Source organism: Porphyromonas sp. COT-052 OH4946 (genome assembly GCF_000765965.1).
GTDB classification, from domain to species: Bacteria; Bacteroidota; Bacteroidia; order Bacteroidales; family Porphyromonadaceae; genus Porphyromonas; species Porphyromonas gulae.
Genome location: NZ_JQZY01000009.1, coordinates 195,373 through 221,929, shown reverse-complemented (window position 1 = coordinate 221,929; position 26,557 = coordinate 195,373). Strand labels below are relative to the sequence as shown.

Here is a 26,557-nt window from a genome sequence, read left to right as displayed (position 1 = left end):
ACAAAAAAAGCAACTGAAAGATTGTTTGGGGAAGACCTCTCTCTTTCACCCTTCATCGAGAATTCTTCGGCTGCCATTTATTACGCCTGGCTATTGCCCCTTACTTTCCCTTTTACCAACCCGACACCCAAGCCTTAAGCGCCCCGATGCACCCCCATTGCTTCTTGCTTCTCCTTTTTATCCTTTGAACCAGATTGGTCATTAAAAGATTAGCGTATAGAATCAAGGCACTACTTAGTCGTCCCTTAAAATTCTTTTTAATCTCTGATATTCAGCAAATTAGTTTGCGAATATCTTTGCTAAATCTGCAAGTTTTCTTATCTTCATAGCAGNTACCCCTTCATTATTCAGCAGTCTATCAGACATGCTGAACCAATCGCACCCACTCTATAAATTAGCTGACAAAATAGATTGGGCCAAATTCGATACGGCCTTCAAACCTTTGTATTGCCAAAACAATGGTCGCCCTGCTAAACCTATTCGTCTGATGTGTGGCTTGTTGATTCTCAAACACCTTCGTAATCTCTCAGATGAATCCGTTGTGGAACAATGGAGTGAAAATGCTTATTACCAATACTTTTGTGGCATGCAAGAGTTCATCCCTGGTGCGCCCTGTGCCTCTTCTGAATTGGTACACTTTCGCAANGTACGAATTCGGCAATAAGGTCTCCATCATCCGCTCGGCTACGGGGCTTATTCTTGGTGCCCAATCATTTGGTAATGAGTATGATGGACACACGATAGCAGCCTCGTTGGCACAAGTAGAACGTCTCACACGGAGAAAGATCAAGATACTGGCAGGCGACAGAGGCTATCGGGGTAAGAAAGAGGTTAATGGCACTCAGATTTTAATACCGGATGTTCCCAAGCCCTCAGATAGCAGGTATCAGAAGCGCAAGAAACACAANAATGGCACTCAGATTTTAATACCGGATGTTCCCAAGCCCTCAGATAGCAGGTATCAGAAGCGCAAGAAACACAAACTATTCCGCAAGCGAGCAGGCATCGAACCTACCATTGGACACTTGAAATCAGATCATCGTTTAGGCCGCAACTTTTACAAGGGATTGGCAGGGGATGCTCTGAACATACTATTGGCAGCTGCTGCTTACAACTTCAAAAGAGCCATGAAGGCTCTTTTGCACCTGCTCAAAATAATAAGCGAAAAGCTAAGCGAGAGANGCTGCTTACAACTTCAAAAGAGCCATGAAGGCTCTTTTGCACCTGCTCAAAATAATAAGCGAAAAGCTAAGCGAGAGACCATCGATGAATGACTTCTCGCTTGCAAATGCTTTTTAAGGGATGACTATTTAGAAACGTACACCAAAGCCTGCGTAAAAATTATTGTTGCGCAAAGACGTTCCGGAAGGAGCATCTTTCGCGACATTGAGCAAGCCGGCCTCATATCCTATCTGAAAGTAATAGCGGCTATATCCAAGAGCAGCAGAGAGACCTAAGCCCATGTCAAAGCGATTCAATAGGCCTTTGCTGTCAAAGACATTAACTGATCCTGAGACCCCTTTTTTCGATAGGGTGCCGGCAATGCCATATGCCAGATAAGGTCCGGCCTCCAAAGAGACGTTCATCTCATTTCCAAAAGGAATCCTGTAGCCGATATTCACCGGTATTTGTAGGTAGTGCAATCTCAAAGTTTCTTCGCTTTCCATTTTCATGCCTCTCATTGTGTAAGCGAATCCCGGGGTCAGATAGACTCCATCCTTGCCTAAAGCAAATTCAGCAGCTCCCCCAATTCGCAAGCCTGCCAACATAGTTCCGTTCACCGAAATGCTTTTTTCCTTTGCGGTCATGTTGCTGCCAACAAAGTTGGCGTCTACTCTGAGAGTGGGACGATTCTGAGCATTTGCAAAACCGATCGAAGCAAGCAGCATAGTAGCCGCTAAAATCATTTTCTTCATAACTTTATAAGATATTATTTAACATCATCCTCAATGTAAAGGTGGAAATAGGTTCTCAACTTTCCATCGAGGCTTTACAAATATACGATAGTTATTTATAAGTAGTATGAGCATTCCGATTACGGATTTCGGAGCTTATGCCTCGCATTATCATTTGTCGTTCTCTATTCTCAATGTGTCTCACTTGATTTTGGAGCCTAAAAAACGAGAAAAACACACAAGGTGTTGGATGGTATGGAATAATTACATACATTTGCACCGCATTTCAAACCAAGAAATGCTTTTAAGGCTGAATCGCTAGCTCAGCAGGTAGAGCACATCCCTTTTAAGGATGGGGTCCTGGGTTCGAACCCCAGGCGATTCACGAAAGAAAAGAGACTGCACCACAATCGTTATGGTACGGTCTCTTTTCTTTTTTTCCGACAGATGTTTGTTCGTTATTCCTTGGCCGGGGCGATGAGGCGGAGCGGCATTGGTTTGTTGCGAGTGTATGCTGATGGGCAGTTGATGGTCGTGGGGAGAAGTTCGTGGGGAGCTGTGTGTGTGTGTACTTTTGTCCAAGCCTTAGCTGGACAAGATTCGCTATCTTTGCGACCAAGAATAATGGGATTTCCGGGTCGAAAAAATCTTTTCACGTGACTTCCCCTTGAATCAAAAACGAAAAACGACAATATGAGTTTGCAATGCGGTATCGTCGGCCTGCCCAATGTAGGGAAATCGACTCTTTTTAATTGCTTGTCCAATGCGAAGGCGCAGTCTGCCAATTTCCCTTTCTGTACCATTGATCCGAATGTCGGCGTGATCACAGTGCCTGATGAGCGACTGAATGTGCTCGCCGATCTGTGCAAACCGCAGCGGCTGATCCCAACCACGGTAGAGATCGTGGATATTGCCGGACTTGTCAAAGGTGCCAGCAAGGGCGAAGGGTTGGGGAATAAATTCCTGGCCAATATCCGAGAAACGGATGCGATACTCCACGTACTTCGTTGCTTCGATGATGACAATATCACACACGTGGACGGATCCGTAGATCCTGTACGCGACAAGGAAATCATCGACACCGAGCTACAGCTCAAGGATCTTGAGACGATAGAAAGCCGCATACAGAAAGTGCAGAAACAGGCACAGACCGGAGGAGACAAACAAGCCAAGTTGGCTTATCAGGTCCTTTCCAAATTCAAAAAAGCTCTTGACGAAGGCAGGAATGCCCGTAGTGTCAGCTTCGACACCAAAGATGAGCAGCAGATAGCACGCGAACTCTTTCTGCTGACGGCCAAGCCGGTCATGTACGTTTGCAACGTGGACGAAGCATCCGCTCTCAGTGGCAATAAGTATGTGGAGGCCGTGCGCGAAGCTGTCAAAGACGAAGATGCCGAAATCCTCGTCGTAGCTGCCAAGATAGAGAGTGAGATCGCCGAGCTGGAGACATACGAAGAGCGGCAAATGTTCCTTGAAGAGATCGGTCTGAAAGAATCCGGCGTGAGCCGTCTGATCAAAGCCGCTTATCACTTGCTGAATCTCCAAACCTACTTTACGGCCGGGAGCGACGAGGTCAGGGCTTGGACATTCCTCCGCGGGAGCAAAGCTCCTCAGTGTGCCGGTATCATCCACACCGATTTTGAAAAAGGATTTATCCGTGCCGAGGTTATCAAGTACAATGACTTTGTCAGCCTTGGCAGCGAGCAAGCTGTGAAGGAAGCCGGCAAGATGAGCGTCGAAGGGAAAGAATACGTTGTGCAGGATGGCGACATCATGCATTTCCGCTTCAATGTCTGAACCCATTCTTTCGAATCAAGCTCATTCCTTATCTTTCCCTATAACAAAAACACAGTGCGGTATTCGGAATAACCGTATATCCGGCGGAAGAAACATAAACCAAAAGAGCGGGTCGGCTGTTCTTTTGCAAAGTTATGGTTCAGGATTTCAACGAGTATCGAACAAATGCTCCTGCATCCTTACTAAGTAGAAAATAAAACTGCGCAAACAATATGGCGAACAATGGGAATAACAAGAAACCCGGCAAACCGATGCGTTTTAACCCGATATGGCTCTATGCCCCTGTGTTTCTGATATTGGCCACCCTCTTCTTTGTCGATCGGGATATTACATCTCAGAAAGAACTCAGCTGGAATGAGTTTCAGAGTATCGCCAAAAAGCAAGCCTTTACGGACATCGTAGTCAATAGGAAAGAGAATACCCTCAAGGCGAGGGTGGATCCAGCCAAGGTCGATTCGGTATTCAAGAAAGGCGACATCCCGTCCTTTCAGGACAGAGGAAATATCTCGGACTACTATATCAACACACAGATACCATCGGTAGACAAATTCTCCGACTTCTACGACCAAAACCAAATTACGGCCAAGGTGAAGTATGAAGACAGCAAGTTCAGCTTCACCTCTATCCTCATTGCATGGGGCCCACTCATCCTTTTACTCGTTTTCTGGTTTTGGATGATGCGCCGAATGAGTGGTGGCGGTGGAGGAAGTGGCGGTGGAGGCGGTGTCTTCAACGTAGGCAAATCCAAAGCCAAGCTCTATGATAAGACCAATATCCACGTCACATTCAGCGATGTAGCAGGTCTGCATGAAGCCAAGCAGGAGGTGGAAGAGATCGTTCACTTCCTCAAGAATCCGTCCAAATACACCGAACTGGGAGGAAAGATCCCTAAAGGAGCTTTGCTCGTAGGCCCTCCGGGAACGGGTAAGACCCTATTGGCCAAGGCTGTGGCCGGAGAGGCACACGTTCCTTTCTTCTCTTTGTCCGGTTCGGACTTCGTAGAGATGTTTGTCGGTGTAGGAGCCTCCCGTGTTCGCGACCTCTTCAGACAAGCCAAGGAAAAAGCCCCGTGTATCATCTTCATCGACGAGATCGACGCCGTAGGACGTGCTCGTGGCAAGGGCAACAACTTCTCCGGCAATGATGAGCGTGAGAATACACTCAACCAGTTGCTTACCGAAATGGATGGCTTCGGATCCAATAGCGGTGTGATCATTCTGGCAGCTACCAACCGTGCCGATGTGCTGGATAGCGCTCTGCTGCGTGCCGGACGCTTCGACCGCCAGATCTATGTGGATCTTCCTGACCTGAATGACCGCAAAGAGATCTTCCTTGTACACCTCAAGCCGTTGAAGACCGACAAAAGCGTGGACGTGGAATTCCTGTCGCGCCAAACGCCCGGCTTCTCCGGAGCAGACATCGCCAACGTTTGTAACGAAGCGGCATTGATCGCTGCTCGAAGCAACAAAAACTTCGTCGACAAGGAAGACTTCATGAATGCCGTGGATCGGATCGTAGGCGGATTGGAGAAAAAGAACAAAATCACCACGGAGGAGGAGCGTCGCAGTATCGCCATTCACGAAGCGGGACACGCTACCATCAGTTGGATGCTACGCTATGCCAATCCTCTCGTCAAGGTCACCATCGTACCGCGTGGCAAGGCACTCGGTGCGGCCTGGTACCTGCCGGAGGAACGTCAGATCACAACAACGGAGGCCCTGCAGGATCAGCTTTGTGCCCTTTTGGGTGGACGTGCTGCCGAAGATCTCTTCCTCGGACGTGTATCCACCGGTGCTGCCAATGACTTGGAGCGCGTTACGAAGTTGGCTTATGCTATGGTTACCTATTATGGCATGAGCCACAAGCTGCCCAACATCAACTACTACGAAATGCAGAATGACGGCTGGAATCTGACAAAGCCGTACAGCGATACTACGGCCGAGGTTATCGATGCCGAAGTAAACAGAATAATATCCGAACAATACGAACGCGCCAAGAGTATTCTTCGCGAGCATGAAGCCGGACACCACGAACTGGCAGATCTGCTACTCAAGCGCGAAGTGATTCTGGCCGATGACGTAGAGCGGATATTTGGCAAACGCCCATGGGCTTCGCGTACAGAAGAGTTGCTTGGGCTGAATGCACCGGCTACCGCCACAGAAGAGACAACAGTGGATGCCGAAACGTCCATTCCCGTCGAGGGAGAAGAGAAGACGGAAGAGCATTCCGAATAAAATATAAAGAGACTATCGAGCTTACATTATGAAAGCAGTTTTGATTCGCAGCCTCAGCGGTCTGGTCTATATGGCCCTGATCATCCTTCCCGTTGTACTAAGGGAACCGGCTTTGTTCATAGCGGTTTTTGCCGTTTTCATCGTGTTGGGACTGCGGGAGTTCGCCTCGCTGGTCAATCTGAATCGCACACGTCCCCTTCGGGCATTCATGGACGGACTCTTCGGTGCCTTCCTCTTTGCGGCCATCTTCCTATATGGCAGTGACCGAATGGATGTCACGATATTTATCCCGTATATCTTCTATGTCCTCTACACCATGGTGCGCAGTCTGTATTCGGATCGTCATAAGGCCGGATCGGATAATAGCCGCACTTTCATGGGGCATCTGTATATAGCGGCTACGCTTGGTTTGGGGAGTCTCCTGCTCGTTCCCGAAAGTATCGGGAGGGAGCTGGCTGTCGGACAATCAGCCGACATCACTCCTCACTACTTCCTCTTCGTTTTTGTCCTGATATGGCTGAACGATACGGGAGCATTCATCGCCGGTTCGCTTTTCGGCAGGCATACCCTCTTTAAGGCTATTTCCCCCAAGAAAACGTGGGAGGGCTTCATCGGAGGATTGCTATTCACCATAGCCGGAGCATTATTGGCCGGTCACTATTCCGGTTCGGACAAGCATCCGGCTGAGCTGGCTCTCTTTGCCCTACTGGTAACGGCCATGGCCACTTGGGGCGATCTGTATGAATCCAACCTCAAACGCAATGCAGGAGTGAAGGATTCCGGTCATATCATTCCCGGACATGGAGGCATACTGGACCGGCTGGACAGTGCTTTCTTCGTATTCCCGGCCGTCTATCTTTTCATTCTGATCTTCGGATTGTAAGCATCTTTTCCGGCCATCCGTTCCGATGAGGAAAAGAGACCGGAGGAAGCTCTAAAAACAAGCACCCCCCAAAAGCCACGGCTTTCGGGGGGTGCTTGTTTTATATCCTCACTCTCCCTGCCGATGACATGGCAAGGAGAGTGGAAAAATCGGGATCTCAGCACAACTCGCTATTCACTTCTCAGAGCAGACGCTGGCTGCGGCGAATGAATTCGGCCAAAGCCTCTCCAGTCAGCAGACCGCTTCCGAGCAGAGCCAAGTCGATGAGCTGACCTATCAGCTCGTTGTCCTGAGCATATTGGGTCAGTTGTTCGTTGATGCTGCCTTCGGTTTTGGCCTGTTCGATGGCATTGTTCTCCTTGGCTTCCTTCGTGGCAGCAGGGATTTCCTCCGGTTTCTTCCCTTTTTCCTCTTCGAGCAGTTTGGCCTCTTCCGCTTTCAATTCGGCGATTTTCGCTCTAAGCTCTGTGAGCGAAGGCTCTACCGATTCCTTCTCCCCGGAGAGCACCCTGTCGATGAGCGGATGGTCGGTATTGAGTACCAGATTGTACGAATCGGGGAGTTCGCCGTAGAAGCTCATACCCGGCTGCAGCTGTGCCATATCGCGCATACGGCGCATGAATTCGGCTTGCGTGATGAGGATGGCTTCGCCTTCTGCTCCGAGCGATTCGAAAGCTACGTTGAAGTGCTTCTTCTCGTCCCGTGGCAGGCGTGCTTCGAACAGCTTCACGAGGGTGGTGCGCTCCGTGTCGGACAGCTTCACTTCTGCCTTTTCTTCTTTGCGGATCAGGTTGTTGATCGTGTCGCTATCGACGCGGACAAAGTGTGTCTTCTCCAACTTTTGCTCCAGCAGGCTCACGATATGCGGATCCAACTGACCGTCTAACAGCATCACGCTGTAGCCCTTGTCGGCTGCACGCTTCACGTGGCTGTACTGTCCGTACTTGTCCGTAGCGTAGAGATACACCACCTGTCCGTCCTTGTCCGTCTGTACACCCTCGACGAGCGTACGGTATTCGTCGAACGTGTACTTGTGTCCGTCCATATCGGTGAAGAGGAAGAACTTGGCTGCACGCTCATAGAACTTCTCGTCCGTCAGCATACCGTATTCGACGAAGAGCTTCAGACTATCCCATTTCTCCTCGAATGTGGGGCGGTCGTTTTTGAAAATTTCCTCCAGACGGTCTGCCACCTTTTTGGTGATATGAGAGGAAATCTTCTTCACATTGGCATCACTCTGCAGATAGGAACGCGATACGTTGAGGGGAATATCCGGCGAATCGATGACCCCATGCAGGAGGGTGAGGAAGTCCGGCACGATACCCTGTACCTCATCGGTGACGTAAACCTGATTGCAGTAGAGCTGAATCTTGTTGCGCTGCAGATCCAAGTTGTTTTTGATCTTCGGGAAATAGAGGATACCCGTCAGATTGAACGGATAGTCCACGTTGAGGTGGATCCAGAAGAGAGGCTCTTCGGATGTAGGATAGAGCGAACGGTAAAATTCCTTATAGTCTTCGTCCTTGAGGTCGGCAGGCTTTTTGGTCCAGGCCGGATGCGTGTCGTTGATCTGATTATCCTCGTCCGTGTCTTGCATCTTGCCGTCTTTCCATTCCTGCTTCTTGCCGAAAATGATCGGCACGGTAAGGAACTTACAGTATTTGCCGAGGAGCCCCTCTATCTTTTCTTTTTTGAGGAACTCGCTATTCTCCTCATCGATGTGCATCACGATGTCGGTGCCGCGGTCAGCCTTGTCCACCGGTTCGAGCGTGTATTCGGGCGATCCGTCGCAGCTCCACTTCACCGCCGCAGCATCTTCCCGGAAAGAACGCGTGATCACATCCACTCGCTCGGACACCATGAAAGCCGAGTAAAATCCGAGTCCGAAGTGGCCGATAATGGCAGCCTTGTCGTCTTTGTACTTTTCGAGAAACTCTTCTGCGCTGGAGAAAGCAATCTGATTGATGTACTTCTCCACCTCCTCTTCGGTCATCCCCACGCCGCGGTCGCTGACCGTGATCGTGCGTGCCACTTCGTCCACGCTGACCGTTACGCGGAGGTCACCCGTCTCGCCTTTGAATTCGCCGACGGATGCAAGCGTTTTCAGCTTCTGCGTAGCGTCCACGGCATTGGATACGATCTCACGCAGGAATATCTCATGGTCGCTGTACAGGAATTTTTTGATGACGGGGAATATATTGTCACTCGTTACCCCGATAGTTCCTTTCTTACTCATAGTGTGTTATTATGTTAATGTTTTGTTTGTTTCTATTCCGACGAAAGGAACGACAAATCCGGTGCCACAGAGTTCGGAACTGACAATCTGGCGCATTCTTTCGCCCGGACTGCCTTTTTTCGCTTCCGGATGATTCCGGTTCGTAAAAATGGCGGTTCCACGTTTGGAAAAACGTGGCGTGAGAATTTTTTCGTTTTGGTTCGGGAAGTAAAAAATTCTCGCGCCACAACGGAAAAAAAGTCGCTCCTAAATTTCAGAAAACACGAACCACAGTCCGGCCAATTCTCGAACCAAATTCGTGAGGAGTATGCTTGCAGGCATCCTTCCCCTCGCATCGTAGTGAAACTAATCTTGGCAAAACACATTCGGCCTCTCCCGTACCTTACTTCCAAATCCAAGTGATTGTGTCTCATGTGGAATCCACCTCTTTTCGCTCTGCAATACAGCCTTCTATGCAGGGCAATCGCATTTGAACTGTTAACACACTTATAAACCTAACGATTGCTACGTTCGGTTATCAAAACAAGTACGAATTAATGTACTAGAGTCCCAAATTTAGAAGAAAGAGGCCAAGGATACAGTATAAACTTTCAAATGCGATTGCCCTGGCCTTCTATGCGAGGGAACGATAGGATTTTTTTATTTTTGAGACCAACAAAAAAGAATACCCCCCCCCTCGACTATAGAAAACACAAGGCGCGGAAAGGAGAGTTGTCCGATCTACACCTTTCTGTATCCGATAGAGGGAGATTAGAGACCTGACTGCAAAAAGTGCATTTATGAAAGAAAATGGGAAAATATACAGGCATTTGACCGAAGAAGAAATATCCGTGCTGGAAGGCAACTACTGCCAGTGCGCCGATTGGACGATGGTGGAGGTGGCAGAAGGCTTCGATGCGAATCGTTGTCTGCACGTCATGTTCAGCGGACAGATCCGGATCGGATCCACGCGAGGAAGTCACCTGTTGCCGGGAGGCCTCCACGTGCCTACGGGTATCAATATCGCACGCCTGCACAACTGTATCATCGGAGATGAAGTCGTCATCTTCCATGTCAATAGCTATTTGGCTAATTACAGGATAGGCGATTATACCCGAATCGAAAACATTGATACCATAGCCGTAACGGAATCCACCACCTTCGGCAACGGCGTGGAGGTAACCGTGCTGAACGAAACCGGCGGACGCGAGGTTACGATCACTGACAACCTGACTGCCCAGACGGCCTATCTGATGGCCATGTACAGGCATGACAAGGTGCTGACCGAATCGCTCGCTGCCATGGCCAAAGCTTATGCCGAGTCGCGCCGGTCGGATATGGGAGCAATAGGCTCTCATGTGGTTATCCACGGATGCAATACGATAGAGAATGTTTGTATCGGAGATTATACCGAGATCACCGGTGCCTCGCACCTCTGCAACGGCAGTATCAACAGCAAGAAAGAAGCTCCCGTGTCGGTGGGCTATAATGTCGTCTGCCGCGATTTCATCCTCTGTTCGGGCAGCAGCGTTACGGATGGAGTCACCGTTTCGCACTGTTTTGTGGGGCAGGGTACCCATTTGGGGCACCTTTTCTCTGCACATGATTCGCTCTTCTTTGCCAACTGCCAGGGCGAAAACGGCGAAGCCTGTGCCGTCTTTGCCGGGCCTTACACGGTGTCGATGCACAAGTCGAGCCTGCTCATCGCCGGTCTATACTCTTTCCTCAATGCCGGTAGCGGCTCCAACCAGAGCAATCACCTCTACAAGCTCGGCCCCATCCATCAGGGCATCGTGGAGCGCGGATCGAAGACCACGAGCGACTCTTACATCCTCTGGCCTTCCAGGATAGGGCCTTTCACATTGGTGATGGGACGACACGTACACCATATCGACAGCTCGGCCTTCCCCTTCTCTTATATCATAGAGGACCGAAACGAATCCTATTTGGTGCCGGGTATCAATCTGCGCAGTGTCGGGACCATTCGTGACGCCAAGAAGTGGCCGGCGAGAGATAAGCGTAAAGATCCGGATTTGCTGGACAATATCAACTTCAACCTCTTGAGTCCTTTCACTGCCGGTAAGATGATGCGAGGCAGTCGGAAGCTGAAGAAGCTACGCAAGATACTGGGCAGCGAGGGACAAACCTATGTCTATCACGATATGCGCATACGCTCCTCTGCCTTGGACAAGGGGTTGATGTTCTATGAGATGGGGCTGAACAAGTTTTTCGGCAACTCCATCATCAAACGCCTTGAAGATTGTCCTTGCCGTACGGACGAGGAGGTATTGGCCGCCCTCAAACCCACCCATAATGAGGGAGATGGCAGCTGGGTGGACATCTGCGGTATGATCGCTCCGCAACAACAGATCCACCGCCTTACTTCCTTGATCAAAGAAGGCCGGATCAAGAGCCTTGCGGAGGTGAATGAGCGGATGAAGGATATTCATAGCCGATACTACGACTATGAATGGTGCTGGGCATACAATGCTCTGCTCGAATGGTACGAGCTGAACCCCGAGGATCTCACCCGATCCAAAGTAGCCGAACTGGTGCATACATGGATGCGTTCGGTGATCCGCCTGGACGAGATGCTCTATGAGGATGCCAAGAAGGAATTCCAAATGCACAGTCAGGTGGGCTTCGGAATAGACTTGGTAGGGGAGATGAAGCACCGCGATTTCGATGAGGTACGGGGCGATTTCGAAAGCAATCCCTTCATCGTCGAGGTGGTGGAGCACATCCGGAAAAAGCGTGCTCTCGGCGAAGAGATGCTCTCTCGTCTGGAGTGAAAACAGCCATTCGGCCGCGTCTTTCGACGAATGAGGGTATGGAAAATATGCTTTTCTTTGTAATAAACTGATAGAAAAGAATAATGACTGCATATAAACGAGTGCTGCTCAAACTGAGCGGCGAGTCGCTCATGGGTGCTCAGCAATACGGCATCGACCCGAATCGGTTGGCCGATTATGCTTCGGACATCAAGGAAGCTTGTGCCATGGGCGTACAGATCGGCATCGTCATCGGAGGAGGCAATATCTTCCGTGGAGTGAGCGGTGCCGCCAAAGGGTTCGACCGTGTCAAAGGGGATCAGATGGGCATGCTGGCCACGGTAATCAACAGTCTGGCCCTCAGTTCTGCTCTTGAGGGGATCGGGGTTAAGACCAAAGTGCTTACGGCCGTACGCATGGAGCCGATAGGGGAGTTCTACAACAAATGGCATGCCATAGAATTGCTCGAACAGGGTTATGTGACCATTTTCTCTTGTGGCACAGGCAATCCTTTCTTCACCACGGATACCGGCTCATCGCTTCGCGGTATCGAGATAGAAGCCGATGCCATGCTCAAGGGAACGCGCGTGGATGGTATCTACACGGCAGATCCGGAGAAGGATCCTTCGGCTACGAAGTTCGACAGGATCACCTACGATGAGATTTATGCCCGAGGTCTGAAAGTAATGGATCTGACTGCCACGGCCATGTGTATGGAGAATAACCTGCCCATCGTCGTCTTCGATATGGATACGCCGGGGAACCTCCTCAAGGTGTTGAGAGGAGAGAAGATCGGCACATACGTTTCAAATACGAGTGGCTGAAGGAATAGCAAGACAAAACAAATACATATAGAGATATGGAAATAAAAGAACTGATAGCCAAAGCAACGGCTAATATGGAGAAGGCAGTGGAGTATCTGGACGAGCAGCTGTCTCATGTGCGTGCGGGAAAGGCCAGCCCCAAACTCCTCGATGGTATCATGGTCATGTACTACGGCAGTGCCACTCCTCTGACACAGGTGGCATCCGTCAATACGCCCGATGCGAAGACCATCGTAGTCACCCCGTGGGAGCGTTCTCTGATCAAGGACATCGAGAAGGCTATCATGGACTCTCCGCTCGGCATCACGCCCGAGAACAACGGTGAGCTGATCCGTCTGGGCCTTCCTCCTCTGACGGAAGAACGCCGCCGCCAGTTGGTGAAGCAGACCAAAGGAGATGCCGAGGACGCCAAGGTGAGTGTACGCAATGCTCGCCGCGATGCCATCGATGCGATCAAGAAAAGCGTCAAGACCGATGGAACTCCTGAGGATGTAGCCAAAGATGCAGAGGCAGAGATGCAGAAGGTTCACGATCGTTATATCAAGAAGATCGACGAACTCTTTGCCGAAAAGGAAAAGGAAATCATGACCGTGTAAGCGTGAAAAATCTATCCCCTCAGCGATGAAGCAGAGTTTCTTGATTCTGCCTCATCGCTGTTTTATTACACCGCAAAGCCGTTTATGGATGGAGTCGTAGTTAAGAATACGGGTAGTCAGTATCTGGTGCGTTGCACGGATGGCACGGAGTTATACTGCATGGCGAAAGGCAACTTGCGTCTGAAAGGTATCCGCTCCACCAATCCCGTAGCCGTAGGCGATCGCGTGGAGATCGTCCCCGCCTCTCAGCAAGGACAGCCGGCCTATATCAAGCGAATCCATCCCCGACGCAATTATATCATCAGGCGAGCCAGCAACCTCTCGAAAGAATCCCATATACTGGGAGCCAACTTGGATGCTGCCATGCTGGTCTGTACCATCAACGATCCGGTGACTACCACCGTCTTTATCGATCGTTTCCTCGCTACGGCAGAAGCCTATCGCGTACCGGTTATTCTTGTATTCAACAAAATAGACTGTTATACGCAAGAAGATCGCTTGCAGTTGGGCCGGCTGTCGGCTGTCTACACCGCCATAGGCTACCCCTGCTGCCACGTGTCGGCGACTACGGGCGAAGGTCTCCCGGCACTCAAGACCCTGCTCGATGGCAAGCTGACACTCCTGGCCGGCCATTCAGGCGTAGGCAAAAGCACCTTGATCAATGCCCTGATCCCTCATGCCGATTTGCGTACAGGGGCCATATCCCAAGCCCATCATACCGGCATGCATACGACCACCTTCTCACAAATGATCGACTTTCCCGATCTCTCCCCCGGGTCGGCTCTTATCGATACGCCCGGGATCAAAGGCTTCGGTACGCTGGAAATGGGCGAGTATGAAGTCTCTCATTATTTCCCGGAGATATTCGCTGCGAGCGAGGGCTGTCGGTTCGGCAACTGCACGCATACGCACGAGCCGGGCTGTGCCGTTCTGGAAGCTCTTCGGAGGGGAGAGATAGCCGAGAGTCGCTATATCAGCTACTTGAGCATTCTCGAAGACGAAAATGCCGAGCGGTATCGTCCCGAATACTGACGGACGAACGTTTTCTTATCTTTGTCCCATAAAATTGGGAGAAGGGGTGCTTCCTGTAGCAATCGGAATGCGTGGATGGCTGAGAACAAACCCTCATCACCTGAACCGGACAATACCGGCGTAGGAAACTCTCCGTCCGACTATCTTCACGGCGAAGCAATCATTCCCCCTCTCTCTTCTTTGTCCAACTTCAATGATAAGAGATTTATGAAAAAACTTCACATGATTGCCGCCTTAGCCGTCTTGCCTTTCTGCCTGACGGCACAAGCACCCGTCTCCGACAGCGAGATAGATAGTCTTAGCAATATACAGCTCCAGACCGTACAGGTCGTAACTACTCGCGCCACGGCGAAAACACCTGTCGCTTACACTAACGTGCGCAAGGCCGAACTTGCCAAATCCAATTATGGTCGTGACATCCCCTATCTGCTGATGCTGACTCCCTCCGTGGTAGCCACCAGCGATGCCGGTACGGGGATCGGATATTCCGGCTTTCGCGTGCGTGGCACCGATGCCAATCGCATCAACATAACGACCAACGGAGTACCTCTCAACGACTCCGAATCTCAGTCCGTCTTTTGGGTGAATATGCCCGACTTCGCCTCTTCGATCGAAGACCTTCAGGTGCAGCGAGGTGTGGGTACTTCCACCAATGGTGCCGGAGCTTTCGGGGCAAGCGTCAATATGCGTACGGAGAATCTGGGACTGGCTCCTTATGGTCGTGTCGATTTGAGCGGAGGTTCGTTCGGCACATTCCGTCGCTCGGTCAAACTCGGTAGCGGACGCATCGGCCGCCACTGGGCAGTGGATGCTCGCCTGTCCAAGATCGGATCGGACGGCTACGTGGATAGAGGAAGCGTGGACCTGAAATCCTATTTTGCACAAGTGGGCTATTTCGGCGGCAACACGGCTCTCAAGTTCATCACTTTCGGAGGAAAAGAAGTTACGGGTATCGCATGGAACGGTCTTTCCAAGGAGGATGAAGCCAAATATGGCCGCCGATACAACAGTGCCGGTCTTATGTACGTGGATGCGCAAGGAGTACCGCACTACTACCACAATACAGACAATTACGAGCAGCGTCACTACCATGCCATCATGACGCACAGCTTCTCTCGTGCTGTTATCCTCAACCTCACGGCACACTATACGGCCGGATATGGCTATACGGACGAATATCGTACCGGACGTAAACTAAAGGAATATGCACTGCAACCCTACGTGGAAAACGGCGTGACCGTGAAGAAAACGGATCTCATCCGTCAGAAGTATCTGGACAATGACTTCGGAGGACTCATCGGTTCGCTTAACTGGCGTACCGGTGCATGGGATTTGCAGTTCGGGGCCTCGGGCAATATCTATAAAGGAGACCACTTCGGCCGTATCACTTACATCAAAAAGTACAACCAGCCCTTAGCTCCCGACTTCGAATATTATCGGAACAGGGCAGACAAAAGAGAGGGGGCGGCCTTTGCCAAAGCCAACTGGCAGATCACTCCGGATCTGAATATGTATGCCGACCTCCAATATCGTACCATCGGTTACACGATAAACGGCATCACGGACGAATACGATGAGGTACAGGGAAGTATGCAGCATATCGATTTGGACAAGACCTTCCGCTTCCTCAATCCGAAAGCAGGTCTTACCTATAGTTTCGACGATGCTCATACTGCCTATGCTTCTGTAGCGGTGGCACACCGCGAGCCTAACAGAACCAATTACACCGAGGCCGGAATAGGACAGTATCCTACACCTGAACGACTGATCGATTATGAGCTGGGCTACCGCTATGCTTCGCCTCTCTTGTCGGCCGGAGTAGGTCTCTATTATATGCAATACAAGGATCAGCTCGTGCTGGATGGCCGTTTGAGCGATGTGGGACAGATGCTCACAAGCAACGTCCCCGACAGCTACCGTATGGGACTGGAGCTGACTCTCGGTTGGCAGATTCTTCCGCGTTTGCTGCGTTGGGATGCTTCTTTCACCGTGAGCCGCAACAAAATCGATCGCTACGTGCAATATACATCCGTATATGATGCCGACTACAACTGGCTCGAACTCAAGGAGGAGACCCTCGAGAATACGGATATAGCCTACTCGCCCAATGTCATTGCCGGTAGCATGCTTACCCTCTCTCATGCCGGTTTCGAAATGGCTTGGACGAGCCGCTTCGTCAGCAAGCAATATCTGGACAATACGCAGCGCAGCGATCGCATGCTCCCCTCCTATTGGGTGAACGACCTCCGTCTCGGCTATGTGCTGCCGGTTCACTTCGTTAAGAGAGTGGCATTGGGCGTACAGCTCAACAACCTCTTCAACCTCATGTATGCATCCAACGCCTACGTCTACGATGCCGGTTACGTACAGTCGGCCGGAGGACAAAGTGCATATGCCGACCTGCGCTATTATCCTCAGGCCGGATTCAATGCACTGGGTAGTCTGACGATCGATTTCTAATCCGATGATGACAGCGGTGACCCAATTCATCGTGGCTCATCCCATCGAGCTGGCAGCAGCACTCGTCAATTTTATTTGGGTCTATCTCGAATATAAGGCGAGTGTCTGGCTGTGGCCTGTGGGGATCGTCCTGCCGCTCTTCTACATTTATCTCTCGGTCGAGGCACAGTTCTATGGCAATGTGCTCATCAATGTCTACTACCTGATCACCAGTATTATCGGCTGGGTGATGTGGCTTCGCCACCGCGAAGGGACAGAAGAGGGTGCCATCGTATCCATCTCCCCGCGTGTGCTGTGGATCAGCCTTGCTGCGGCTACGGTGGCTTTTCTCCCGATGTTCTATGTGTTGTCCCACTATACGGATAGTCTTGTGCCGTGGGCCGATACGCTTGCCACTGTAATCAGCTTTGTCGGGATGATTTGGCTGGCACGTCGCATCCGTCAGCACTGGGTGTGCTGGTTCGTAGCCAATATCATCAGCTTATCCCTTTTCTATAAATCCGGCGACCATATCACCACTGTCGTCTTTGCCGTCAATACCGTTATGTCCGTTCTGGGATATTTCCGGTGGCGCAAGATGCAACGACAGGCCGCAATCAGTATCGACCTATGATATTCTTCCCCTCGCTTACTCCGGAGACAGCTCCGCTTTTTGTTATTCTGGCCAAGGGTGAATTTCCTCGTAAAACCCTCCCCCTTGCTATCCTCCGGCGGGCATCGGAGCATCCTGAAGGTACTATTGTCTGTTGTGATGGTGCCATACAGAACTTGCTGGACTATGGTGCAGAGCCGGATGCAGTAGTGGGCGACTTGGATTCTTTTACAGGCTCACGACATATTTTGCCTGCAGAAAAACTACATCGCATAGACGAGCAGGATACCAATGACCTGACGAAGGCTGTTATGTTCTCGGCCAAGACCTATTCTCCACGCGAGGTCTGTCTGCTGGGGACATCGGGTCGTCGTGAAGATCATTTTGTCGGCAATCTGGCACTTCTGCCCGGATATACCCGCTTTTTCGAAAAGATCGTGATGCCTACGGATTACGGATGTTTTTTGGCTTTTAACGGGGAGGCTCGCATAGAAGTGGAGCGAGGGAGACAAATCTCTATATTCAGCTTCAGCGGATCAGCCGTCACGGCCGAAGGCCTGAAGTGGCCACTTAGCAATACCACTCTGCCGGAGTTGTGGTGCGGAACGCTCAACGAGGCAGTGAGCGATACGATCTATCTATCCTCTGCTGCCCCGTTGGTCGTCTTTGTGGCTGATGAAGTGAAAAATCGGTAGAATAAACTACCTCTTTGATCCCTTAAGGAAAGGGACAAACGACTTCTGCCTGCCAAGCTTTAGTGAAGCAAGAAAGCGAAGTCTATGGCAGAGCCTTTGTCTTGCAATAAAAGGAGTGCAGACTGCGATTACGACAGACCGAACTCGGCCCTGATCTTATCTACGTAATCCAACTTTTCCCAAGTGAACAGCTCCACGATTCGCATCTGTTCCGTTCCCTGCTCATCGACGAAGGTTTTGTATGCTTCGTAGGATTCCCGTCCGAAGTGGCCGTATGCTGCGGTCTCTTCGTATATCGGATTGCGGAGCTTCAGTCGTTGCTCGATAGCATAAGGACGCATATCGAAGAGCTTCTTGATCTTCTCCGCTATTTGTCCATCCGATAGCGCCACATGACTGCGGCCTTTCGTATTAACGTATATGCTTACCGGCTCTGCCACTCCGATGGCATAGGCCACCTGTACAAGCATTTCGTCGGCTACGCCGGCTGCCACCATGTTCTTGGCTATATGTCGGGCTGCATAAGCCGCAGAGCGGTCTACCTTGGATGGATCCTTGCCGGAAAAAGCTCCACCGCCATGAGAGGCCCTGCCTCCATAAGTATCTACTATGATCTTTCGCCCCGTCAGTCCCGTGTCTCCATGCGGCCCTCCGATTACAAACTTACCCGTAGGATTGACGAAGAGGCGTACCTTTTCATCGAATAGGGCGGCGATCTCCGGTTTGTATAGCATTTTCACTCGGGGGATCAGGATGGTAGCAATGTCATGGTGGATGCGCTCCTGCATCATCCGGTCGGCTTTTGCTTCGGAGATGCTGTCCGATGCTTGGACGAATTCGTCATGCTGGGTGGAAATCACGATCGTGTCTATCCGGATGGGTCTGCCCTCATCGTCATGTTCGATCGTCACTTGACTCTTGGCATCAGGGCGCAAATAAGGCATCGGTGAAGAAGGCTCCTTGCGAATAGCTGCCAGTTCATAGAGGAGGTGGTGCGCCAGATCCAGCGTCAGGGGCATGTAGTTCTCCGTCTCGTTCGTGGCATAACCGAACATCATACCTTGGTCTCCGGCTCCTTGCTCGGATCGATCCGAGCGATCGACTCCGCGATTGATGTCCGCACTCTGCTCGTGAATACTGGAGAAGATCCCGCAGCTGCGAGCATCGAAGCCGTATTCGCTTTTCGTGTAGCCGATTCTTTCGATGACGCCTCGCGCGGTCTCCTGTACGTCTACATACGAACGGCTTTTGACTTCGCCGGCCAAGACCACCTGTCCGGTGGTTACAAGCGTCTCGCAGGCCACTTTGGAGTCGGGGTCTGCAGCCAGAAATTGGTCGAGGATGGCGTCGGATATTTGGTCGGATACTTTGTCAGGATGACCCTCTGAAACCGATTCGGATGTGAATAGATAGCTCATATCTTTTTGTTTTTAGTTGTAAAACTTCCTTCGCACAGAAGGGCTTGCACACTCCATTGGAGAATAGCTGTCGATGAGCTTTCTAAGAAGAAATGTTTTAGCATTTTTTCTCGTGGTTGCAAGCATTACAAATCCTTCCACGCTGATTGGTTCACCACAAAGATATAGCTTTTGGCGCAGGAAATCCCCATAAGCGGAAAAATATCGGCTCTCTCCTCCTTTCCCCATCTCAGGACTACAATGTCCGACACGATGGCGTTTATCTCACATATCTATGATTTCCTGTTCTTGCCTGATGTGGAAGGATCTACAGGATATTTGAACCCTTCAATAGAACGAGTCAGGATGACGGTAACAATTATAAAGGCTCCGAAGACATAGTGGGTATCCTGAAGCATCTTGTAGTCTCCGTCAAAAAGCACATTCACAAAACCATCGACATATACTTCATCCACTTTGAGAGCGTATTGTTCAAGGAGCCTACTTATTCCCTTGAATACATCCGACTCTTTGAAAAGCGAAACAACTCGATCGTTGGTCTTGTCAGAGATTGTCTCACCGTATAAATCACAATACTTTTCGGTGATTGAAACAGCCAAATCTTTGAAAACAGATAAGTCGATGGAGATTTCATTGGTTTGGCGAAGATCAAAGTCATCGGAAGCCTTCGCGAGTATGAGTCCCAATATCTTTAGTTTCTCTTCCGATTCTGAGCCAAGCATGCCATTGTGATTAGAATCCTCCGCTATTAGTCCCTTTGCATTTTCATCATCGAGAGAATAAACAGTCCTTGTATCGATAGCAATTCCCTTTCTTGTGTGGGTTATAGTGCAAACCGGAGACATGGCTTTATGGTTTATCCTCAGACAATACTCAACTTCTTTTTCATCTGCCGTTATGATGGTGTCAGGGGAGGCTTGCGTGACGAGTGTTTGCTTCGTATCTATGTGCGAATAGGAATAAGCAAGAGGAATACCGGCTTTCCCGTACAGATAGGAAAGGGTCGCAATAACAAAAAGCAGAGTGAAAAGTAGTCGTTTCATCTTTTGGCCTTATTTGTTGTGGAAATTATGATTGATAAGACCCTCAAAACTAATGAGCCGGGATAATAGTAACAATTATAAAGGCATCGAAGATATACGGGATCCCTTTCTTGTTCACTCCATTGAACCTCTCGTTGTATCCATCGGAAGGTATATCCATAAAACCATCGACATATACCTCATCCACTTTGAGTGAGTATTTTTCAAGAAGCCGGCTTATGCCCTTGAAAACGTCGGATTCCATGAGAAGAGAAGCAATCTGATCGCCGATTGTCTCACCATATAAATCCCAATATTTTTCGGTGATTGAAATAGACAAATCCTCGAAAACAGATAAAATGATGAACATTGAATTGGTTTGGCGAAGATCAAAGTCTTCGGAAGCTTTGGAGAGTAAAACTCCCAACCTTTTTAGTTTCTCTTCCGATTCGGAGCCAAGTGTATCATTGGGGTAAAAATCCTCTATTATTCGTCCGTTTAGGTTTTCATCATCGACTGCATCAACAGCATCAACAGTCCTTACCTTAATGTTAATCCCTTTGCTTGTCTGAGTTATGACACAAACCGGAGGTTTCGTTTGGGAGTTTACTCGCAGGCAATACTTGACTTTTGTATAGTCTGCCGTTATCATCGTGTCAGGAATCGCTTGCATAACAGTTGTTTGCTTCGTGTCTATCTGTGAATGGAAGCACGCAACGGAAATGCCGGACTTCCCATACAGAGAGGAAAGGGCAGAAACTGCAAAAAGCAGAGTAAAAAATAGTTGTTTCATCTTTTTGTCTTATTTATTACAGGCATTATAATTGATGAACCCTTCTTTTCTCTTCATTGTAAATATATAGTCGTCCCATAAAGGGGAGGGTAAGGGATGACTAAATAATTTTTGCTGCCACGGTTTCCGTATCATTCATAAATATGTAATCATCTGTCATTTATTAAGCAAAAAACTGACTTAATGCTTCTTGCTCAGTCTTTTAACGACTTCTTCTGTCGGAAGTAAAAATTTATTCCAATAAGTAATGGCAGCATCATATCCGCCACTTTCCACTTTTTGAGTAGCATCGAAAATATATAGACTACTACCGCCAACGGTTGTAAAATTACGGTCAGTGGATCGTGTGTCGTTGAAATAATCTATTTTGCTTCCCAAAAAGCCGACTTTTTTCCCGACTAGATTAAAATCCTGAGGGTCTATTTTGAAAATAAAATTCAAATATCTCCCTTCATAGTCATTGAGTATTGACGAATTGTCTACGCCCATTTTATCCATATTTTCCAGCAAATCTTTTGGAATTTCCGAAAAATTACGCACTTGAAGTTCGTGTATTTGTCCCAAACTCATATTATGATCATTAGAATTATATTTATGAGTAGAGGAACAACCGAACATAAACATTTCTAAGCACACTATTGTGAATAACTTCCTCATATTGTTCCAATTTTTACGGAATTTGATAAAGGTACGGGCTTGAGTAAATCCCTAATTGCCTGATGAGTAATTGTGCATTTAAAAAATGTGGGTGAAACAAATATATGTTGGGAACTCCTGCTCCCCATAAAGCCCTCGAAGTGTGTCCTACACAACTATTAAGAAGCAAATCCCAGCGAGTTACACCTGACGCATATTTGCTTATGGCTGTTGCACTAACATTATTCAGTTCCACACTCCAAGTGCCTTCTTTGCCTAAATATGTATCCCAACTTAAATCTGCCCCTTTTATAGAATTTTTCCAAGTTTCTGATAAACTTGTGGCTTTTTGAACTTGACTATCCGGGCCAACTGATAGCAATGAATTGCCTTTCTCATCGGTTATAGAACTGTGTCCCACCATTCATCGTCGCCTTTTGTACTTGCGGAATTGACTTTAATATTTTGTCCACCACCTCTGAAAAGCGAAACGCCATCAGATAAATTTGCCAGAACCCCTAATCCATACCCCAAGTTTTCATACCACTTATTACCTTTTTTGCCGAGATAATCAAAGGAGCCGGTAGTAAAATTAAATAATGCAATACTAATGCTCGTTGAAACCGCAACGTTTAATGTTTTTTCTTCAATCTTTTAACAACCTCTTCTTTAGTGAGTAATCTTTTACTTGAAGAAACAATAACAGCATCATATCCAACCTGCCTTACTTCATCGTCATTAAAAATTATCAACTGAACCGAACCTGTAGGGAAAAAACCTTTTGTTTCTATAAAATATTTTTCTTTATCAAAAAAATCTTTCTTTGTGCTCTTTATTGTACCTGCATTGCCTTTGAGAAATGCTACTTTTTTACTATAAAAATCAAATGTGTTTTTGTCTTTTTGAAAACGACAATTCAAGTACTTACTTTCGCAAACATTCAGTGTAGACACAGCATCCTTTCCCACTTCTGTAAGACAATCCAAAATGTCTTTGGATATATTTTCCTTCAACTTTTCTTGCCCTATTAAGCAATTATTAAAAATCAAAGGCATACATAATATTAAAAACAATTGTTTCATTCTTTTATTGATTTGAGAAACAAGAAAATGTCCAAGGTCTGATACCATTACTCCATTGGATAGTTGTTGATTTTAATTTGTTGCCGTTAAAAACAGCTAATGTTTTAGGTGCAAATTGCAACCTCGCACCGGATAGGGATTTTACATTGAAAGTTCATTTAATATTTTCAATCGTTCCTTATTCGTCATTTCGAAAAAAGATGGGTGAATCATTTTATAAATATTGTCCGATATTAGTTTTTGTCTGCTGACAAAATTTTCACTATCATAGCACAAAAACTTGTTTCTATCAATCAATATATTGCCATCTTCTCTTTTTGAATATTGAACAGTATTTGTTATCGCATTGTCCCTTCTGGAAATATTTTTTACCTGCTCTTTTGAAAAGTTTACGGTAAAATAAATATCTTGAACAATCAAATCATTGTTTATGATGATAAATCCGATATGTGCCTGATTGGGCTTCTTCATGGCATATTCGTAAATATAAACATCACCGTTAATAATCGTCGTTTGAAGCGATTGACTGTCTGCTGATAGCTGCTTATCCATAGACTTAATAAATTTGCCTAACTCCTTACTCTTGTATTTTTCGATACAACTTAAAATAACTGCTCTTTTATTGCCTAAATCTGCAATCGGAGAGGGAGCTGTCGTTTCAACAAAATTTTTTGCGTAGTTATTAACCTCTTGAAAAGCCTCCGAACTGTATCGGAGAATATCGGAGTACACGCTTTGCGATATATCGTATTCGGCAATTTGTTTGTCCTTGAAGCCTTCTGTAATACATGCACAAAGGAAATATTCTTTGAGCAACTCTCTTTGTACTTCGGTCTTTTTTAAATCTGCTGTTGTATGCAGTCCGTAACAACTCGCAAGAGATAAAACGGACAACGCTAAAATGAAATATAACCTTTTCATGCTGTTTTTTTCGTCAATGAATTATCGTTTTATGAGTAAAATAGATGATATTTATACTACTTATTAAAAACATGGAAAGCGAGTTTTGTATACTCCACTCTTTATCCTCTCAAAGATTTCATCAGGGTTTATCACAAGGCCTATTTCTGCATTCCGATTTTCTCCTCTGAGCTCACCGACAAACTTCATTGGCTGGTTAATTTTCCACACCAACCAACGTTTGGATACAGGGACATAAGCATCTTCATCGTAGGTTCTAAAAAGGACATTCACGTCTTCTTCGAAACTGATCCGACCAACTTTATACCACAAACCCGACTGAATACCCCATCGAAGGACTGTGTGTGCATAAAAATCAACCTTACCCGCGGTAATATTTTCTAAAATCGGAGAATAGTCTAAGGGATATTCTTCCACAAAAGCACGTATTACACTACTGTTGAGCTGTGTCATGTCATTTGCGATGTACTGAAAGTATTTCTTGCAATTATCCAATTGGACTTCAAAAACGTCCCCTATCCTTGTGATTATTCGCTTTGCCATGCTCTTATTCTTTTACCTCATATCTATCATTGCAAGATCCTTTCCCAACATCAGTATTTAACTTGAAGAAAATATTTTAAGCAGTGCTTATAAAATCATTTTACTACTTTGACGTAGTGTATTTTCTTCAGTCCGAACAGCTTCATCTTCTTTTCTGTCTCCAGTCCGACAATGATAAGAAAAAACTTTTTGCCCTTATCCCCGAATCTGACATCCGATCGGCAGATGAAGTCGTTGGATCCTATCTGAAAATCTTCTTTTTTTTCTTCAATGGTAGCGCAAGAGAATCAGCGGAGTCACAGCAATCATGATGGCCACTGCAATCCATCTTATCAGGATCCAGTTCGAATACATTCTCCGCAGAAAAGAAGTAATAGCCGGGATAATGTGTTAGTTCGGTAAAGGACAGCCCCGTATATCCATTTGCATCGCAAAAATCCTTGAAGGGCTGCGACACGATATTGTAGCCATCATACGTGTACATAAAGGTAGACTTCCTATTCAGTCTATAGTGTAGATCGTAAACATCTTTGATCCTGTTCCCACAAACAGGGCAGACATCCGGCCGGTCTTTCGATCCATAGACGAAGCCATCTTCATCTACTCCAAAAATAATCTTTGCTACCACAGTCTCCATTTCATTCATAAATACGTAATCGCCTGTTAGGGAATTTATTAAGAAAAATCTGACTTAATGCTTCGTTCTCAACCTCTTGACTACGTCTTCAGTCCGGAGTGAAAATTTACACCAATATACAATCGCAGCATCATAACCACCGCTCTCGGCTTTTTGGGCAGCATTGAAAATATACAATGTGCCATTATCGCAGGGGTAGTTTGGATCGGCAGAATGTTTTTCTTGCATATCAAAGTAATGATTTTTACCTCTTTCTCCACTAATTTTAACAAATCCCACTTGCTTATTGGCAAAGTCAAAATCTTTGCGAGTAGCCTCAAAAATGCTATTGAGATATGCACTCTCAGTTTCACTCAACAGAAAATTATCACTAATTGCTTTCTGTCCTATATCATTAGAATTGCTTTTGAGAATAGGAGAACAACCGAACATAAACATTTCTAAGCATGCTATTAAAAATAACTTCTTCATGTCGTCTTCTTTTTTTGTCAATATAGAATGCAATCACATATGCCGGTAATTTCCCATTTGTGCAAAAAGTACTGCCACGATGAATCCCCCTCTCTTATAAAATCATTTTACTACTTTGACGTAGTGTATTTTCTTCAGTCTGTACTGCTTCATCTTCTTTTCTGTCTCGAGGCCGACAATGATAAGAAAAAACTTTTTAGCCGGGATAATGCGTTAATTCGGTAAAGGACAGCCCCGGATAGCCATTTGCATCGCAAAAATCCTTGAAGGGCTGCGATACGATAGTATAGCCATCATAGGTGACCATGAGTGTCGATTTCCTTTTCAGTCTATAATCAAGGTCGTAAACATCTTTGATCCTATTCCCACAAACAGGGCAGACATCCAGCCGATCTTTCGAACCATAGATGAAGCCATCTTCATCTACTCCATAAATAATCTTTGCTACCACGGTCTCCATCTCATTTCCATCTATCGATAAAGCGAAAAAATGCTATGAAAAGCTATTAGCTACTCGCATGAATTTGGCAAGAAACTGCCGAATTGGGGGCACTGGTTACTCCCGATTCTGTTTTTTTTGTGTTGTTTTTAATTTTTCTCGTTACTTCCTGCATGGTATTCAGCTTCTTGCTTCCGTATACGACTGCAGCATCATAACCACCTAATTCTTTTTTTTGAGACGGAGTAAAAACATATAAAGTCCCAAAATAGCGCAACCTCGAACAATCCCCTCCTTTTAGGTTTTTTCTTATTATATCAAAAAAATCTTTTTCATTGCCTCTTATGCCACCCGTGTTGCCTGTTAAAAATGCAAGCTTTTTTCCACTCATATCTATTTCTTCGCTCAAAAGAGAACGAATATACTCAGCTTCTTGTGGACTCAATAAGGGAGATTCGTCAATGCCCATTTTATCAATATTATTCAGCACTGCCTGTGGAATATCACTATACTTGTTTGTCATATGGTATATTTGCGCCACAGCACTTGTGCTTGAAAAAATCACAAAAAGTGAAATCAATATGCTTTTCATTGTTCTCTC

26 protein-coding genes, 1 tRNA gene, 1 pseudogene and 1 riboswitch are annotated in these 26,557 nt (G+C 47.3%); of the genes and pseudogenes, 13 read left to right on the top strand and 15 right to left on the bottom strand.

What is annotated here, in order from left to right; all coding sequences use genetic code 11:
- The first annotated feature begins 364 nt into the window (after positions 1-364).
- A pseudogene (locus HQ50_RS03270) lies at positions 365-1,274 on the top strand (transposase).
- Positions 1,275-1,310: 36 nt separating this feature from the next.
- Here HQ50_RS03270 and HQ50_RS03265 read toward each other — a convergent pair.
- On the bottom strand, positions 1,311-1,916 hold the full coding sequence (locus HQ50_RS03265) for a porin family protein (protein WP_039421891.1): 606 nt from the start codon (positions 1,914-1,916) through the stop codon (positions 1,311-1,313).
- 291 nt (positions 1,917-2,207) lie between these two features.
- Here HQ50_RS03265 and HQ50_RS03260 point away from each other — a divergent pair.
- From HQ50_RS03260 to HQ50_RS03245, 4 genes are all read left to right on the top strand, one after another.
- A tRNA-Lys gene (locus tag HQ50_RS03260) sits at positions 2,208-2,280 on the top strand.
- A 308-nt stretch (positions 2,281-2,588) separates the two neighbouring features.
- The gene (gene ychF / locus HQ50_RS03255) at positions 2,589-3,692 is read left to right on the top strand and encodes a redox-regulated ATPase YchF (RefSeq protein WP_039428252.1); all 1,104 of its coding nucleotides are present in this window, start codon (positions 2,589-2,591) and stop codon (positions 3,690-3,692) included.
- A 212-nt stretch (positions 3,693-3,904) separates the two neighbouring features.
- Positions 3,905-5,926, top strand: coding sequence for an ATP-dependent zinc metalloprotease FtsH (gene ftsH, locus HQ50_RS03250; RefSeq protein WP_039428251.1), 2,022 nt, complete (start codon positions 3,905-3,907; stop codon positions 5,924-5,926).
- Between the two features lie 28 nt (positions 5,927-5,954).
- Positions 5,955-6,809, top strand: a complete 855-nt coding sequence (locus HQ50_RS03245) for a phosphatidate cytidylyltransferase (protein WP_039428249.1) — start codon at positions 5,955-5,957, stop codon at positions 6,807-6,809.
- 181 nt (positions 6,810-6,990) lie between these two features.
- Here the strand turns inward: HQ50_RS03245 and htpG are convergent, their stop codons facing one another.
- Both htpG and HQ50_RS12500 read right to left on the bottom strand, forming a co-directional pair.
- Positions 6,991-9,045, bottom strand: a complete 2,055-nt coding sequence (htpG, locus tag HQ50_RS03240) for a molecular chaperone HtpG (protein WP_039428247.1) — start codon at positions 9,043-9,045, stop codon at positions 6,991-6,993.
- Between the two features lie 32 nt (positions 9,046-9,077).
- On the bottom strand, positions 9,078-9,272 hold the full coding sequence (locus tag HQ50_RS12500; RefSeq protein ID WP_235317541.1) for a DUF1661 domain-containing protein: 195 nt from the start codon (positions 9,270-9,272) through the stop codon (positions 9,078-9,080).
- Here HQ50_RS12500 and HQ50_RS03235 point away from each other — a divergent pair.
- From HQ50_RS03235 to HQ50_RS03200, 8 genes are all read left to right on the top strand, one after another.
- Positions 9,241-9,447 (top strand): DUF1661 domain-containing protein, encoded by a 207-nt coding sequence (locus tag HQ50_RS03235; protein ID WP_369794164.1) that lies wholly within the window; start codon positions 9,241-9,243, stop codon positions 9,445-9,447. The genes HQ50_RS12500 and HQ50_RS03235 overlap by 32 nt on opposite strands.
- Before the next feature lie 377 nt (positions 9,448-9,824).
- Positions 9,825-11,816, top strand: coding sequence for a DUF4954 family protein (locus HQ50_RS03230; RefSeq protein WP_039420955.1), 1,992 nt, complete (start codon positions 9,825-9,827; stop codon positions 11,814-11,816).
- An 83-nt stretch (positions 11,817-11,899) separates the two neighbouring features.
- Positions 11,900-12,619, top strand: a complete 720-nt coding sequence (gene pyrH, locus HQ50_RS03225; RefSeq protein ID WP_039428243.1) for a UMP kinase — start codon at positions 11,900-11,902, stop codon at positions 12,617-12,619.
- Positions 12,620-12,654: 35 nt separating this feature from the next.
- Positions 12,655-13,215 (top strand): ribosome recycling factor, encoded by a 561-nt coding sequence (gene frr, locus HQ50_RS03220; RefSeq protein ID WP_018965730.1) that lies wholly within the window; start codon positions 12,655-12,657, stop codon positions 13,213-13,215.
- 84 nt (positions 13,216-13,299) lie between these two features.
- Entirely contained in the window at positions 13,300-14,247 is a 948-nt protein-coding gene (gene rsgA, locus HQ50_RS03215) for a ribosome small subunit-dependent GTPase A (RefSeq protein WP_039425102.1), read from the top strand.
- A gap of 32 nt (positions 14,248-14,279) precedes the next feature.
- Positions 14,280-14,393: riboswitch (TPP riboswitch) on the top strand.
- Between the two features lie 76 nt (positions 14,394-14,469).
- Positions 14,470-16,707 carry a TonB-dependent receptor domain-containing protein gene (locus HQ50_RS03210; RefSeq protein WP_080733572.1) on the top strand — a complete coding sequence of 746 codons (2,238 nt, stop codon included), beginning with the start codon at positions 14,470-14,472 and terminating at the stop codon, positions 16,705-16,707.
- Positions 16,708-16,711: 4 nt separating this feature from the next.
- Complete coding sequence (gene pnuC, locus HQ50_RS03205; RefSeq protein WP_039418846.1) at positions 16,712-17,320, top strand: nicotinamide riboside transporter PnuC; 609 nt, start codon at positions 16,712-16,714, stop codon at positions 17,318-17,320.
- Positions 17,317-17,994, top strand: coding sequence for a thiamine diphosphokinase (locus HQ50_RS03200; protein WP_018965726.1), 678 nt, complete (start codon positions 17,317-17,319; stop codon positions 17,992-17,994). Before pnuC ends, HQ50_RS03200 begins: the two co-directional genes overlap by 4 nt.
- 128 nt (positions 17,995-18,122) lie before the next feature.
- Here the strand turns inward: HQ50_RS03200 and metK are convergent, their stop codons facing one another.
- The 12 genes from metK to HQ50_RS03145 form a co-directional block, all read right to left on the bottom strand.
- Positions 18,123-19,412 (bottom strand): methionine adenosyltransferase, encoded by a 1,290-nt coding sequence (metK, locus tag HQ50_RS03195; RefSeq protein ID WP_039428241.1) that lies wholly within the window; start codon positions 19,410-19,412, stop codon positions 18,123-18,125.
- Positions 19,413-19,684: 272 nt separating this feature from the next.
- Positions 19,685-20,455: a hypothetical protein gene (locus tag HQ50_RS03190; RefSeq protein WP_152566855.1), complete on the bottom strand. Its 771-nt coding sequence runs from the start codon at positions 20,453-20,455 to the stop codon at positions 19,685-19,687.
- Positions 20,456-20,504: 49 nt separating this feature from the next.
- Positions 20,505-21,086: a hypothetical protein gene (locus HQ50_RS12045; protein WP_235317925.1), complete on the bottom strand. Its 582-nt coding sequence runs from the start codon at positions 21,084-21,086 to the stop codon at positions 20,505-20,507.
- A gap of 321 nt (positions 21,087-21,407) precedes the next feature.
- A complete protein-coding gene (locus HQ50_RS03180; protein ID WP_052074879.1) occupies positions 21,408-21,884 on the bottom strand; it encodes a hypothetical protein in 477 nt (158 codons plus the stop codon).
- A 13-nt stretch (positions 21,885-21,897) separates the two neighbouring features.
- Positions 21,898-22,287, bottom strand: coding sequence for a hypothetical protein (locus HQ50_RS11135; protein WP_152566854.1), 390 nt, complete (start codon positions 22,285-22,287; stop codon positions 21,898-21,900).
- A 208-nt stretch (positions 22,288-22,495) separates the two neighbouring features.
- Positions 22,496-22,945, bottom strand: coding sequence for a hypothetical protein (locus HQ50_RS03175; RefSeq protein WP_039420965.1), 450 nt, complete (start codon positions 22,943-22,945; stop codon positions 22,496-22,498).
- Between the two features lie 141 nt (positions 22,946-23,086).
- Positions 23,087-23,866: a hypothetical protein gene (locus HQ50_RS03170; protein ID WP_039420967.1), complete on the bottom strand. Its 780-nt coding sequence runs from the start codon at positions 23,864-23,866 to the stop codon at positions 23,087-23,089.
- Positions 23,867-23,929: 63 nt separating this feature from the next.
- Positions 23,930-24,409, bottom strand: coding sequence for a hypothetical protein (locus HQ50_RS03165; protein ID WP_039428238.1), 480 nt, complete (start codon positions 24,407-24,409; stop codon positions 23,930-23,932).
- A 241-nt stretch (positions 24,410-24,650) separates the two neighbouring features.
- On the bottom strand, positions 24,651-25,046 hold the full coding sequence (locus tag HQ50_RS03160) for a hypothetical protein (protein ID WP_235317924.1): 396 nt from the start codon (positions 25,044-25,046) through the stop codon (positions 24,651-24,653).
- A gap of 54 nt (positions 25,047-25,100) precedes the next feature.
- The gene (locus tag HQ50_RS03155; protein WP_039420981.1) at positions 25,101-25,517 is read right to left on the bottom strand and encodes a hypothetical protein; all 417 of its coding nucleotides are present in this window, start codon (positions 25,515-25,517) and stop codon (positions 25,101-25,103) included.
- Positions 25,518-25,713: 196 nt separating this feature from the next.
- Entirely contained in the window at positions 25,714-25,977 is a 264-nt protein-coding gene (locus HQ50_RS03150) for a hypothetical protein (RefSeq protein ID WP_235317923.1), read from the bottom strand.
- 46 nt (positions 25,978-26,023) lie between these two features.
- Positions 26,024-26,548 (bottom strand): hypothetical protein, encoded by a 525-nt coding sequence (locus tag HQ50_RS03145; RefSeq protein WP_152566853.1) that lies wholly within the window; start codon positions 26,546-26,548, stop codon positions 26,024-26,026.
- Positions 26,549-26,557: the final 9 nt, after the last annotated feature.